The 12,722-nt window shown below is 75.5% G+C and carries 11 protein-coding genes; 6 read left to right on the forward strand and 5 right to left on the reverse strand.

Features of this window, described 5'->3' with window-relative positions; all coding sequences use genetic code 11:
- Positions 1 to 3 precede the first annotated feature (3 nt).
- The 3 genes from CP967_RS23615 to CP967_RS23625 form a co-directional block, all read right to left on the reverse strand.
- Positions 4 to 738: a hypothetical protein gene (locus CP967_RS23615; RefSeq protein WP_150489892.1), complete on the reverse strand. Its 735-nt coding sequence runs from the start codon at positions 736 to 738 to the stop codon at positions 4 to 6.
- A gap of 333 nt (positions 739 to 1,071) precedes the next feature.
- Entirely contained in the window at positions 1,072 to 1,548 is a 477-nt protein-coding gene (locus CP967_RS23620) for a DUF5990 family protein (RefSeq protein WP_190175008.1), read from the reverse strand.
- 54 nt (positions 1,549 to 1,602) lie between these two features.
- Positions 1,603 to 2,394 carry an aminotransferase class IV gene (locus CP967_RS23625; RefSeq protein WP_150489894.1) on the reverse strand — a complete coding sequence of 264 codons (792 nt, stop codon included), beginning with the start codon at positions 2,392 to 2,394 and terminating at the stop codon, positions 1,603 to 1,605.
- Positions 2,395 to 2,463: 69 nt separating this feature from the next.
- Between CP967_RS23625 and CP967_RS23630 the strand changes: the two genes are divergently transcribed.
- A complete protein-coding gene (locus CP967_RS23630) occupies positions 2,464 to 3,054 on the forward strand; it encodes an NADPH-dependent FMN reductase (protein WP_150489895.1) in 591 nt (196 codons plus the stop codon).
- Positions 3,055 to 3,105: 51 nt separating this feature from the next.
- Positions 3,106 to 3,444 (forward strand): divalent-cation tolerance protein CutA, encoded by a 339-nt coding sequence (gene cutA / locus CP967_RS23635; protein ID WP_150489896.1) that lies wholly within the window; start codon positions 3,106 to 3,108, stop codon positions 3,442 to 3,444.
- A gap of 149 nt (positions 3,445 to 3,593) precedes the next feature.
- Here the strand turns inward: cutA and CP967_RS23640 are convergent, their stop codons facing one another.
- Entirely contained in the window at positions 3,594 to 5,672 is a 2,079-nt protein-coding gene (locus CP967_RS23640) for a molybdopterin oxidoreductase family protein (RefSeq protein ID WP_150489897.1), read from the reverse strand.
- A 67-nt stretch (positions 5,673 to 5,739) separates the two neighbouring features.
- Positions 5,740 to 6,447 carry a SanA/YdcF family protein gene (locus CP967_RS23645; protein ID WP_308436082.1) on the reverse strand — a complete coding sequence of 236 codons (708 nt, stop codon included), beginning with the start codon at positions 6,445 to 6,447 and terminating at the stop codon, positions 5,740 to 5,742.
- A 433-nt stretch (positions 6,448 to 6,880) separates the two neighbouring features.
- Here CP967_RS23645 and CP967_RS23650 point away from each other — a divergent pair, with 433 nt between their 5' ends.
- The 4 genes from CP967_RS23650 (at position 6,881) to dnaG (ending at position 12,648) form a co-directional block, all read left to right on the forward strand.
- The gene (locus CP967_RS23650) at positions 6,881 to 7,798 is read left to right on the forward strand and encodes a sirohydrochlorin chelatase (RefSeq protein ID WP_150489899.1); all 918 of its coding nucleotides are present in this window, start codon (positions 6,881 to 6,883) and stop codon (positions 7,796 to 7,798) included.
- Between the two features lie 83 nt (positions 7,799 to 7,881).
- On the forward strand, positions 7,882 to 9,240 hold the full coding sequence (locus tag CP967_RS23655) for a deoxyguanosinetriphosphate triphosphohydrolase (protein WP_150489900.1): 1,359 nt from the start codon (positions 7,882 to 7,884) through the stop codon (positions 9,238 to 9,240).
- Positions 9,241 to 9,380: 140 nt separating this feature from the next.
- On the forward strand, positions 9,381 to 10,640 hold the full coding sequence (locus tag CP967_RS23660) for an NAD(P)/FAD-dependent oxidoreductase (protein ID WP_150489901.1): 1,260 nt from the start codon (positions 9,381 to 9,383) through the stop codon (positions 10,638 to 10,640).
- 94 nt (positions 10,641 to 10,734) lie between these two features.
- On the forward strand, positions 10,735 to 12,648 hold the full coding sequence (gene dnaG / locus CP967_RS23665; protein ID WP_150489902.1) for a DNA primase: 1,914 nt from the start codon (positions 10,735 to 10,737) through the stop codon (positions 12,646 to 12,648).
- Positions 12,649 to 12,722: the final 74 nt, after the last annotated feature.

Raw genomic sequence — 12,722 nt, forward strand, 5'->3', positions numbered from 1 at the left:
GGATCAGACGCGCGTCCGCACGCCGTCCGCGCGGCGGCGGCGCGCCAGCCACACGCCGCCGGCGGCCGCCGCCGCGACGAGGCCGCCTCCCACGGCGAGCTGGACCGTGTCCGGCCCGGTGCTCCCGCCGACCCCCGTGCTGATGTGGCCGGAGGGCCGCTCGGTGGGGGCGGGAGCGGGCCGGGTCACGGGAGGCCGGCGGGGCGGCGTCTCCCCTCCGGCACCGGCACCGGCCGAGGGGACGGGAGCGGGCCGCTCCCCGGGATGTGCGGCCGGATCAGGCCCTGCCCCGGTCCCCGTACCCGCCTCCGCGCCCGGCTCCGTGTCCCACTCCTCGTCGCCCGTGCCCGGGACCCCGGCCGGCGAGTCGGCCTCCACGGCCCACTCCTCGTCCTCCTCCAGGGAGCCGGTGAGCGGGTCGGGGCCGGTGGCCGTGGCCCACGGGTCCTCCTCCGTCCCGGGCCAGGGCTCCGTCCCGGCCCCCGCCACGGAACCGGCCCCCGCCACGGAACCGGCGGCCGGAGCGCTCTCCTCCGCCGGCCCGTCCGGGCAGTCCACGTCGGCGGTCCCCGTACCGCCGGGGGCGCAGCCGTCCGCGTCCGGGGCGGGTGCCGAGGCCGCGAGCCGCGGTCTGCCGGGTCCGTCCGCGTAGGCGGTCGGGGCGGGCGCGAGACCGAGCGCGGCGGCGGTGAGGGCCGCGGCGGCGGTACCGGTCACGAGGCGGGCGGGGCTGCGCATGGGATTCCTCCGGGCAGACGGATGTGTCCTGCCTCTGAGCCAAGGGCCGGCGGCGTGCCGCCGCACGCTGACACCGCATCAGCTTTCACCCGTACGGGCGTTCACGGCGGACCCGCGCGTACGGACCCGCGCAGGTCGCGGCCGGAGCGGGAGCGGCGCGGCCCGGACGGCGCCGAACGAGTGAGGGGCCCCTCGAAGATGTGATGCAGGTCACATGTATGGGGAGCCGGGGGCGGGGCACACGCAAGACACCCCCCCACGGGACGGTTCCCCCGCCGTTCCCATGGCGACCGCCCCCGGCGGCCTACCCCCCCCAGGCCGCCGGGGGCGGTGTCACGCCCCGGCCGCGGCCGGCCCCGGTGTGGCGGACCACTCGATGTCCCCGGGCCGCACCCGGGCACACCGCGGCCGTCCCAGCTCGTCGGTCAGCCGCAGCCGCGCGGTCAGGTGGCCGGTCAGCGCGGCGGCGCTCAGGATGCCGGGGTCGATGTCGGCCAGCATCAGCTTGGCGCGCCGGAACATGCTGAAGACGCCGTCCCCGTCCACGGTGCCCCAGGACAGATAGACGAAGCGCCCGCCCAGCCGGTTCTGGACGTACGGCCCCGACACCACGATGCCGTCGGCGGTGGACACCGCGTCGCACTCCAGGGTCCAGCCGGCCGAGGGGGCGTCGCCGGGGTGCACGCCCAGCAGCTCCCCGGGCCTGTCCTTGCGCTGTACGCCGACGTGGACGCCCGTGCGGCCGGGGAAGCCGGGGCCGGGCGCGCAGTCGCGGCCCGGGAGGTGGGTCGCCTCGATATGGATCTGCATGGTGCCCATGGTGCTGCACGCGAGGCCGCCGCCGGACCGTGCCCGCCGGGCGCCTCAGACGGTACTCGCGGGGGCGGCCCCGTACGCGGCCGCCAGGTCCTCCATCAGGGCCTCGTCGACCTCGAACACGGTGCCGTCGATCCGGTGGACGGGGGCGATGCCCTGGGAGTTGGTGACGAACGCCGCCCGGTAGGCGCCCAGGCCGTCCAGGGTCACCGTCCGCCGGACGAAGGGGCGGCCCGCCGCCGGCCGGTCCTCCAGCAGCGCCATGGTGACGCCGGTCAGTGCCGGGGCGTCCGGCAGGACCACCGAAGTACCGTCCCAGAAGCCGATGCTGGTGACGGCGCCCTCGGTGACCACCCCGCCGGGAGCCGTCAGCAGCGCCTCGTCGAACCCCGCCCTCCTCGCCCGCGCCAGGTGGTACATCTGGCCGAAGTCGCCGGGGCGCTTCAGCTCCGCGGCCGTGCGCGCGTACGGGACGGACATCAGGCCGCGCGGGGCCGAGGGCATCCGCGCGGGTCCGGCCACCGTCACCATCACGGCCGTCCCGGACCTTCCCGGGGGGAGGTAGCCGTGGACGCGGACCGCCGCGTCCACGGCCCCGGCGCCGTCGAGGGCGTGCCCGACCAGGGCGCGCACCCGCTCACCCTCCAGGGGCAGCCCGAACAGCTCGCGGTTCGCCGCGTCCAGCCGTTCCAGGTGCCGTGCGAGACCGCGCACCCGCCGCTTCCTCACCTGGAACGCGGTGAAGTGGCCGTATCCGGCGAAGGCCGGGACCCGCAGGTCGGCCTCGGTGGCGGGGCGGCCGTCCATCTCGACGTACAGCGCCTCGGCGGGGGTCGTCATGCGGTCCACGGTAGTACGCGGAGTTCCGGGCTTGACCTCAACTTTGGTTGAGGGCCGAGGGTGTGGCGCATGGAACTCCACACGCTCACCAGCCCCGCCCACACCTCTGCCGACGCGCCGCTGAAGGTGGCGGTCATCCTCGGCAGCAACCGCGAGGGACGCTTCGGGCCCGTCGTCGCCGACTGGTTCCTCTCCCGGGCCGCCGCCCATCCCGGCATCGAGACCGGCCTGATCGACACCGCCGGAACCGAACCCCCGACCGCCCCCGGCCCCGTGGACCTCACGGACCGGCTGACGGAGGCCGACGCCTTCGTCGTCCTGACCCCGGAGTACAACCACTCCTACCCCGCCCCGCTGAAGCACCTCATCGACCGGCACTTCGCCCCGTGGCAGGCCAAGCCCGTCGCCTTCGTGTCGTACGGCGGGATCAGCGGCGGTCTGCGGGCGGTCGAGCACCTGCGCCAGGTCTTCGCCGAACTGCACGCCGTGACCCTGCGCGACACCGTCTCCTTCCCCAACGCCGGCGCGCTCTTCGACGACCGGGGCAGGCCCAGGGACCCCGCCCCCGTCGACGCCGCCGCCAAGACCCTGCTGGACCAGCTGGTGTGGTGGGGGCTGTCCCTGCGCGAGGCCAGGGCGCGCCGCCCGTACGGCGCCTGACGCCACGGCGGACAATCACCGGGACACCACCGAAGGAGCGAGGAGACCGCGATGACCGACCCCGCATGGCTGACCGTGCTGACCACGACGGACAGCGAGGAGAAGGCCCGCACCCTGGCCCGGGGGGTGGTGGAGGCGCGGCTCGCAGCCTGCGCCCAGGTCTCCGGACCGGTCACCTCGGTCTACCGGTGGCAGGACGCCGTCGAGACCGGCCAGGAATGGCAGGTGCTGTTCAAGACCACGGCCCTGCGCTACGACGAACTGGAGGCCCACCTCCTCCTGGCACACGACTACGACACCCCGGAGATCATCGCCACCCCCGTCGTGCGGGGCAGCAGCCGCTACCTCGCCTGGGTGGCCGCCGAGACGGCGCCCCCGGCCGCCCTCTGACGGACACCGCAGGCACGGGGCGCCGGCACGAGCCCGCCGGGGCGGCCGGGGGAGACCCGCGGGAGGCCGGTGGGAGAGACCTGCGGGAGACCGGTGGGAGGCCGGTGGGAGGCCGGTGGGAGGACCGTGGGGCCCCCGGCCCGGACCGGTCAGCCGGCGGCCTCGACCCGGACCGCGCACACCTTGTACTCGGGCATCCGCGACACCGGGTCCAGGGCCGGGTTGGTCAGCGTGTTGGCACGGCCCTCGCCCGGCCAGTGGAAGGGCATGAACACCGTGTCCTGCCGGATCGCCGTGGTGATCCTGGCCGGGGCCTCGGCCCGGCCGCGCCGCGAGGTCACCGCGACCGGGTCGCCCTCGGACACCCCGAGCCGCTCGGCCAGCCGGGGGTGGAGCTCGACGAACGGCCCCGGGGCCGCCGCGTTGAGCTCCGCCACCCGGCGGGTCTGCGCCCCCGACTGGTAGTGGGACACCACCCGCCCGGTGGTCAGCACCACCGGATAGTCCGCGTCGGTCTCCTCGGCGGCCGGCCGGTGCGTGACCGGTACGAACCGGGCCAGCCCGTCGTCCGTCGCGAACCGCTCCAGGAACAGCCGCGGCGTCCCGGCGTGGTCCTCGTCCGGACACGGCCAGAACACCCCGTCCTCCGCCACGATCCGGGCGTAGCTGATCCCCGCGTAGTCCGCCGGTCCGCCCGCCGACGCCCGCCGCAGCTCGTCGAAGACCTCCTCCGGGTCGGCCGGGAAGCCCTTGCCGTGCCCCAGCAGACCGGCCAGCGCGTGCAGCACCTCCAGGTCGCTGCGGACCCCCGGCGGCGGGGTGAGCGCCTGCCGCCGCAGCAGCACCCGCCCCTCCAGACTGGTCATGGTGCCGGTCTCCTCCGCCCACTGCGTCACCGGCAGCACCACATCGGCCAGTGCCGCGGTCTCCGACAGCACCACGTCGGCCACCACCAGGAAGTCCAGCGACCGCAGCCGCTCCTCGATGTGCCCGGCGCGCGGCGCCGACACCACCGGGTTGGACCCCATCACCAGCAGCGACCTGACGTCCCGCCCTAGGGCGTCCAGCAGTTCGTACGCGCTGCGCCCCGGACCCGGCAGGGAGCCGGGGTCCACCCCCCAGACTTCCGCGACGTGGCGGCGCGCCTCCGGGTCGGTGAGCTTGCGGTACCCGGGCAGCTGGTCGGCCTTCTGCCCGTGCTCCCGGCCGCCCTGGCCGTTGCCCTGCCCGGTCAGGCAGCCGTAACCGGACAGCGGGCGCCCGGCCCGGCCGGTGGCCAGGCAGAAGTTGATCCACGCGCCGACCGTGTCCGTGCCCTTGGCCTGCTGCTCGGGCCCGCGCGCGGTCAGCACCATCCCCTCCCCGGCGCCGCAGAACATCTCCACGGCCTCGCGCAGCAGGGGAACCGGCACCCCGGTCAGCCGTTCCACCAGCTCCGGCCAGTGCGCCATCGCCCCGGCCCTGGCCCCGTCCCAGCCGCTCGTACGCGTCCGGACGAACTCCTCGTCCACCCGCCCCTCCGCCACGACCAGGTGCAGCATCCCGAGCGCCAGGGCGAGATCGGTGCCCGGCCGGGGCGCCAGATGCAGGTCGGCCTGCTCGGCCGTCCTGGTACGGCGCGGGTCGATGACGATCAGCCGGCCGCCGTTCTCCCTCAGCTCCGTCAGGTAGCGCAGCGCGGGCGGCATCGTCTCCGCGAGGTTCGAACCCACCAGGATCACGCACCCGGTACGGGAGACGTCCTCCAGCGGGAAGGGGAGCCCCCGGTCCAGCCCGAAGGCCCGCTGGTGCGCGGCCGCCGCCGACGACATGCAGAAGCGGCCGTTGTAGTCGATCTGCGAGGTGCCGAGCACCACCCGGGCGAACTTCCCGAGCGTGTACGCCTTCTCGTTGGTGAGCCCGCCCCCGCCGAACACCCCCACGGCGTCCGCGCCGTGCTCCGCCCGGGTCCCGCCCAGCCGGCCGGCGACCAGGGCGAGGGCCTCGTCCCAGCCGGCCGGTTCCAGCTTCCCGGTGACCGCGTCGCGTACGAGCGGCTCCGTCAGCCGCGCCCCGGCGGCGAGCACGGCGGGAGCCGTGCGTCCCTTGCCGCACAAGGCGCCCCGGTTGACGGGGAAATCGGTGCGCTCCACGACCTCGGCCACCGCCGCGCCGGCGGCCGGGCGCAGCTTCATCCCGCACTGGAGCGCGCAGTACGGGCAGTGGGTGGGCGTCTCGGTGCTGGCCATGACCCCAGGGTGCGAGCACGGTATTACGGCAGCCGGTGCCCCCGGTTACGCCCCCGGTACACGCGCCTCAGCCCGCGTCCGGAGCGGCGGTGAGGTCCGCCGCGAGCGCCTCGGCCACCCCGGGCTCCCGGGGCCCCAGGAAGTGCGGATCGGGCTCGAACACGGCGTTCAGGAGGGCCTTGCCCGCCGCGAGCACCTCCCGCGCACCGCCGTAGTACCAGGTCGCGTCGTGCACGTCGTCCACCCCGACCCCGTACGCGTCGATCCCGGCGGTCCGGCACAGGGCGACGGCCCGGCGTATGTGGAAGCCCTGGCTGACCAGGACGGCCCGGTCGACCCCGAATATCCTCTTGGCCCGCACACAGGAGTCCCAGGTGTCGAACCCGGCGTAGTCGCTGACGATCCGCCCGTCCGGCACGCCGTGCGCGGTGAGATAGGCACGCATGGCGTCCGGCTCGTCGTACCCCGCCCGGCTGTTGTCCCCGGTGACCAGCACGACCTTCACCCTGCCGTCGTGGTACAGCCCGGCCGCCGCGTCCAGCCTGCGCGCGAGGTACGGCGACGGCCTGCCCTCCCACAGCCCCGCCCCGAACACGACCGCCACCTGGCGGGCCGGCACGTCGGCGACCGTGCGGACCCGCGCGTCGGCCACCGAGTGCTGCCAGGCCGCGGGCGCCAGGGCCAGCGCACACAGGACCATCACCGACTGCACCAGCCGCCGCTGCCCGCGCCGGGTACGCGGCAGCCGGGGCCGGACGGCGCCGAGCGCGCCCACCAGGGCGTGTTTCGGAGGCAGCGCCGTCCGCCCGGAGGACGGGGCTTTCGAAACACGCCCCAGGACCCGCGCCCCGCCGGCCGCGGCACCCGGCCGTCCGGACGGCGCCCCGCCGCGCTCCCGCCACCCCGGCCGCCCCCACAGCCGCATACGGCATCCCCCTCGCTCCGGCCGGCACACACCACCGGCGTCCCCATGGAGGAGGACGACCGGGCGCCCCGAAAGGTTTCCCGGCCCCCCGGCCCCCGCCCCCTGGCCGTGCCCGGCCCCCCGGCCGTGCCCGGCCCCTCCGCGCCCCAACAGGCCGCACCGGTCTTTGCGCGCCGTCGCCCCGGGCCCGCTGACACCCCCGCCCCGCGCCCGGTGAGGCCGCGGAAAACGTCCGTCACCACCGTGAAACGGCCCGGCAACGTCCGCCCGCCACCATCGGCGCATGACGGAGACGGCACCAGAACCCCCGCGCGAGCCCCTGCCCTCCGGCCCCGGGCGCAGTACGGCGTACACCACGGCCCGCGCCGCCGACCGGCCCGGGCCCGCTTCCCGTGACGGAAACCGCAGGCCCGCGCACCGCGTCCGGGCCACCGCCCGGCCCGCCGCCCCCACCCTGGTCGCCGTCGCCCACGGCAGCCGGGACCCGCGGGCCCTCGGCACCGCCCTGGACCTCCTGGACCGGGTACGGGAACTGCGCCCCCGGCTGGACGTCCGGCTCGGCCACATCGAGCTGAACCAGCCCCTGCTGCCCGCCACCCTCGCCGCCGTCGGTAGGGGCGAGGCCGTCCTCGTACCGCTGCTGCTCGGCCGCGGGCACCACGTCCGCCACGACCTGCCCCGGGCCGCCGGCGCCGCGAGCGCCCTGCGCACGAGCGTCGCCGCACCGCTCGGTCCGCACCCGCTGCTCGTCGAGACGCTGTACGAGCGGCTCACCGAGGCCGGCTGGCAGGACACGGACGGCACCCGCCGCGACACCGCCGTGGTGCTCGCCGCCGCCGGATCACGCGACCCCGACTCCGCCGCGGACGCCCGCCGCACCGCCGCGATGCTCTCCGACCGGCTCGGCGGGACACCGGTCGTCCCCGCCTACACCTCCGCCACCGCGCCCGACGTCCCCACCGCGCTGCGGGCCCTCGCCGCCCGGGGCCGCCACCGGGCCGCCGTGGCCGCGTACTTCACCGCACCCGGCCGGTTCGCGACGACGGCCGCCGCCGCCGCGCCGTGGATCGCCGCCGCACCGCTGGGCGCCCACCCGGCGATGGCCCGGCTGGTCCTGCACCGCTACGACCGGGCCCTGTCCGGTGCCGCGCCCGCACGGGCCGCCCGGCCGCACGGGGAACTGCTGAGGGCCGCCCCGTGACCCCCGGCGGAACCGCGCGCGACGACAGCCCCCCGGCCTCCGCCTGAGCGGTCCCGCCGGCCCGGCGGTCTACTGTCGGTGCCATGGACGGTACGCACGAACCCAGGGACACACCGGGCCGCACCGCGCCCGTGCACGGCGGCACGGAACACGGCACCACGCCCTACGGCCCCCGGGACACCGAGCGCTGGGACCCCGAGCCCGACAAGCGGCCCGGCCGCACCGCCTTCCAGCGCGACCGCGCCCGGGTGCTGCACTCCGCCGCCCTGCGCCGGCTCGCGGGCAAGACGCAGGTCGTCGCCCCCGGCACCCGCGGCCGGGCATGGGACGCCAGCCCCCGCACCCGGCTCACCCACTCCCTGGAGTGCGCCCAGGTCGGCCGGGAGCTCGGAGCGGCGCTCGGCTGCGACCCCGACCTGGTCGAGACCGCCTGCCTCTCCCACGACATGGGCCACCCGCCGTTCGGGCACAACGGCGAACAGGCCCTCGACGACTTCGCCTCGGACTGCGGCGGCTTCGAGGGGAACGCCCAGTCGCTGCGCCTGCTGACCCGGATCGAACCGAAGCGGTTCGTCCGCGACCCCCGCGGCGGCGAACTCGTCAGCGTGGGGCTCAACCTGACCCGCGCCGCACTGGACGCCTCCACCAAGTACCCCTGGGCCAGGGGGGAGCGGCCGGGCGATCCGGACTCACCCAAGTTCGGGGTGTACGAGGACGACCTGCCGGTCTTCGAGTGGATCCGCCAGGACGCCCCGCCCGGCCGCACCTGTTTCGAGGCCCAGGTGATGGACTGGTCCGACGACGTGGCGTACTCCGTCCACGACTTCGAGGACGGGCTGCACGCCGGGCACATCGACCCCGCCCGCCTCCTCGCCGACCCCGAGCGCGCCGAGGTCTTCCAGGTCGCGATCGGACGCTACGTCCCCGCCGGCACCGACCCGCAGGAACTCGCCGACGCCCTGGACCGGCTCCTCGCCCAGGAGTGGTGGCCGCACGGCTACGACGGTTCGGCCCTCGCCCAGGCCCGGCTGAAGGACGCCACCAGCCAGCTCATCGGCCGCTTCTGCCAGGCCGCGGAGACCGCCACCCGCCGGGAGCACGGCCCCGGCCCGCTCGCCCGGTACACCGCGGGGCTCGTCGTCCCGCCCGGGGCCCGCGCCGAGTGCGCCGTACTCAAGGCGGTCGCCGACCGCTACGTCATGCAGCGCGCCGAACAGGAGGCCATCCGCGCCGGCCAGCGCGTCGTCATCGCCGAACTGGCCGCCGCGCTCACCGCCCGCGCGCCGTACGGCCTGGAGCCCCAGTTCCGGCTGCTGTTCGACGAGGCGCCCGACGACCGCGCCCGCAAGCGGGTCCTCGTCGACCAGATCGCCGCGCTCACCGACGCCTCCGCCCGGAGCCTGCACCGCACGCTCACCGTCGCCCGGCAGACTGGAACGTGACGGGGACACATGACCACCGGGGTGCTCGCCGAGGACCCCGCATGTGACCCGCCGGGGGCACACCCCCTTTCGCCATCACGCCGCGTGCGGGACGCTCGCACCTGGTGGCGCCGCACAGCACAGCACCGAGGAGGCATCAAGTGGTCGACGCAAACCGGACGTTCGTCATCGTCGGCGGAGGACTGGCAGGAGCGAAGGCGGCCGAGACACTCCGTGCGGAGGGTTTCACGGGCCGGGTGATCCTGATCGGCGACGAGCGCGACCATCCGTACGAACGGCCGCCCCTGTCCAAGGGCTACCTGTCCGGCAAACAGGAACGGGACGGCGTCTTCGTCCACGAGACCCCCTGGTACGCGGGTGCCGACATCGAGCTGCACCTCGGCCAGACGGTCACCTCCCTCGACCGGCACGCCCGCTCCGTCCAGCTCGGCGACAACACCGTCGTCCACTACGACAAGCTGCTGCTGGCCACCGGGGCGGAACCCCGCCGCCTCGACATCCCCGGCACCGGCCTGGCCGGCGTCCACCACCTGCGCCGGCTCGCCCACGCCGACCGGCTGCGGGGCGTGCTGGCCGCGCTCGGCCGCGACAACGGCCACCTGGTGATCGCCGGCGGCGGCTGGATCGGCCTGGAGGTCGCCGCCGCCGCCCGCGGCTACGGCGCCGAGGTCACGGTCGTGGAGCCCTCGGCGACCCCCCTGCACCACGTCATCGGCCCCGAGCTGGGCCAGATCTTCACCGACCTGCACACCGCCCACGGCGTCCGCTTCCACTTCGGCGCCCGGCTCACCGAGATCACCGGCCAGGACGGCCTGGTCCTCGCCGCCCGTACCGACACCGGCGAGGAGCACCCCGCGCACGACGTGCTCGCCGCGATCGGCGCCGCCCCGCGCACCGCGCTCGCCGAGGCCGCCGGGCTGGAGATGGCCGGCCGCGAGCACGGCGGCGGGGTCGCCGTCGACCTCTCCCTGCGCACCTCGGACCCGCACATCTACGCCGCCGGGGACATCGCCTCCCTGGAACACCCGCTCTTCGGCACCCGGCTGCGGGTCGAGCACTGGGCGAACGCCCTGAACAGCGGGCCGGCCGCCGCCCGGGCCATGCTCGGCCAGGACGTCACGTACGACCGGGTCCCGTACTTCTTCTCCGACCAGTACGACCTGGGCCTGGAGTACTCGGGCTGGGCGCCCCCGGGCTCGTACGACCAGGTCGTCATCCGCGGTGACGCGGGCAAGCGGGAGTTCATCGCGTTCTGGCTGAAGGACCGCCGGGTGCTCGCCGGGATGAACGTCAATGTGTGGGACGTCACCGACAGCATCCAGCAGCTGATCCGCAGCCGCCGCGAGACGGACCCGGAGGCCCTCTCCGACCCGTCGGTGCCCCTGGAATCACTGCTCTGAGCCCACCGGGCGGCCCGGGGCTCCCCGGGCCGCCCGGCCCGTCCGCGTACGGCCGGGCGGCCGGGGGACCCCGCGGCGCCCGTAGACTTCACCCGTGGCAGGCAGGATCAATGACGACGACGTGAAGGCGGTCCGGGACGCGGTCCCGATCGACGCCGTCGTCTCCGAGTACCTCCAACTGCGCAACGCCGGCGGCGGCAACCTCAAGGGCCTGTGCCCCTTCCACGACGAGAAGTCCCCGTCCTTCCAGGTCAGCCCGGGCAAGGGTCTCTTCCACTGCTTCGGCTGCCAGGAAGGCGGCGACACGATCGCCTTCGTGATGAAGATCGACCATCTCACCTTCTCCGAGACGGTCGAGCGCCTCGCCGCCAAGGCGGGCATCACCCTGCGCTACGAGGAAGGCGGCTACAACCCCTCCCACCAGCGAGGCGAGCGCATCCGGCTGGTCGAGGCGCACAAGTTCGCCGCCGACTTCTACCGCGAGCAGCTGAACGGCCCCGAGGCGGAGACCGGCCGCCGCTTCCTCGCCGAGCGCGGTTTCGACCAGGACGCCGCCGCCCACTTCGGCGTCGGCTACAGTCCGGCCGGCTGGGACCACCTCACCCGCTACCTGCGCGGCAAGGGCTTCAGCGACAAGGAGCTCATCACCTCCGGCCTCGCCCAGGACGGCCGCCGGGGCCCCGTCGACCGCTTCCGCGGCCGGCTGATGTGGCCGATCAGCGACACCGCCGGGGAGATCGTCGGCTTCGGCGCCCGCAAGCTCCGCGACGACGACAACGGGCCCAAGTACCTCAACACCCCCGAGACCCCGATCTACAAGAAGTCCCAGGTGCTCTACGGCATCGACCTGGCCAAGAAGGACATCGCCAAGGCCAGCAGGGCCGTCGTCGTCGAGGGCTACACCGACGTCATGGCCTGCCACCTCGCCGGGGTCACCACCGCCATCGCCACCTGCGGCACCGCCTTCGGCAACGACCACATCAAGATCCTGCGCCGGCTCCTGATGGACAACGGCAGCGCCCGGGTGATCTTCACCTTCGACGGCGACGCGGCCGGGCAGAAGGCCGCCCTGCGCGCCTTCGAGGACGACCAGAAGTTCGCCGCCGAGACGTACATCGCGATCGCCCCGGACAACATGGACCCCTGCGACCTGCGGCTCGCCAAGGGCGACGACGCGGTCCGCGACCTGGTCGAACCCCGCACCCCGCTCTTCGAGTTCGCCCTCCGGCAGATCGTCGGCCGCTACGACCTGGAGACCCCGGCGGGGCGTGCCGCCGCGCTGGACGAGGCCGCCCAGGTCGTCGCGAAGATCAAGACGCACAGCGTCCAGCGGGAGGTCGCCGTCCAGCTCGCCGGCCTCGTCGGCATCCTCGACCAGGAATTCGTCGTCCACCGCGTCGCCCGGTTCGCCCGCTGGGCCCGTGACCGGGGGGAGCGGGGCGACCGCGGGCCCGCCGGCCGCGCCCCGGGCCGCCGCGCACCGCAGGCCGTCCCCGAGGCCCCGAAGCCCCCGTCCGGCCCCGCGCTCAACCTCCGCAGCCCCGCCCACCGCACCGAGCGGGAGCTGCTCAAACTGGCCCTGCAGAAGCCCGCCCTGGTCTCCCCGGCGTTCGACGCCTACGGGGAGGACGAGTTCACCGCCCCGCCGTACGCGGCGGTCCGCCGGTGCATCGCGGAGGCGGGCGGCGCCGAGCAGGGCCTGGCCGACGCCCGCGAGTACCTGGCGGCCGTCCTGGACGCCGCCCCCGACGACACCGTGCGCAGCCTCGTCACCGAGCTCGCCGTCGAGGTCTTCCACGGCAAGTCCATCGACGAGGCATACGCGGGCGACCACCTGGTCAAGGTCCGCCTGCGCGCCGTCGACCGCCGGATCGGCGACGTGCAGAGCAGCCTCGCCCGCCTCGGCAGCAATGTGGCCCCCGACCACCTGGCCGCCGCGCAGAACGAGGTCTGGGTCCTCCAGCAGTACGCCCAGTCCCTCCGCGGCCACGGCGCCGCCGCGCTCTGAGAGCACCGGCCCGAAGGGCCGCCCGGCGGGTCCCGGGCCCGGCCGCGGACCGCCCGGCGGGTCCCGGCAGCGTC

The organism is Streptomyces nitrosporeus (assembly GCF_008704555.1).
Classification (GTDB): Bacteria; Actinomycetota; Actinomycetes; order Streptomycetales; family Streptomycetaceae; genus Streptomyces; species Streptomyces nitrosporeus.

What these genes read in the sequence shown, in the direction of transcription:
- CP967_RS23615 (WP_150489892.1), bottom strand. Translation starts at nt 738, where the DNA reads ATGCGCAGCCCCGCCCGCCTCGTGACCGGTACCGCCGCCGCGGCCCTC.
- CP967_RS23620 (WP_190175008.1), bottom strand. Translation starts at nt 1,548, where the DNA reads ATGCAGATCCATATCGAGGCGACCCACCTCCCGGGCCGCGACTGCGCG.
- CP967_RS23625 (WP_150489894.1), bottom strand. Translation starts at nt 2,394, where the DNA reads ATGACGACCCCCGCCGAGGCGCTGTACGTCGAGATGGACGGCCGCCCC.
- CP967_RS23630 (WP_150489895.1), top strand. Translation starts at nt 2,464, where the DNA reads ATGGAACTCCACACGCTCACCAGCCCCGCCCACACCTCTGCCGACGCG.
- cutA (WP_150489896.1), top strand. Translation starts at nt 3,106, where the DNA reads ATGACCGACCCCGCATGGCTGACCGTGCTGACCACGACGGACAGCGAG.
- CP967_RS23640 (WP_150489897.1), bottom strand. Translation starts at nt 5,672, where the DNA reads ATGGCCAGCACCGAGACGCCCACCCACTGCCCGTACTGCGCGCTCCAG.
- CP967_RS23650 (WP_150489899.1), top strand. Translation starts at nt 6,881, where the DNA reads ATGACGGAGACGGCACCAGAACCCCCGCGCGAGCCCCTGCCCTCCGGC.
- CP967_RS23655 (WP_150489900.1), top strand. Translation starts at nt 7,882, where the DNA reads ATGGACGGTACGCACGAACCCAGGGACACACCGGGCCGCACCGCGCCC.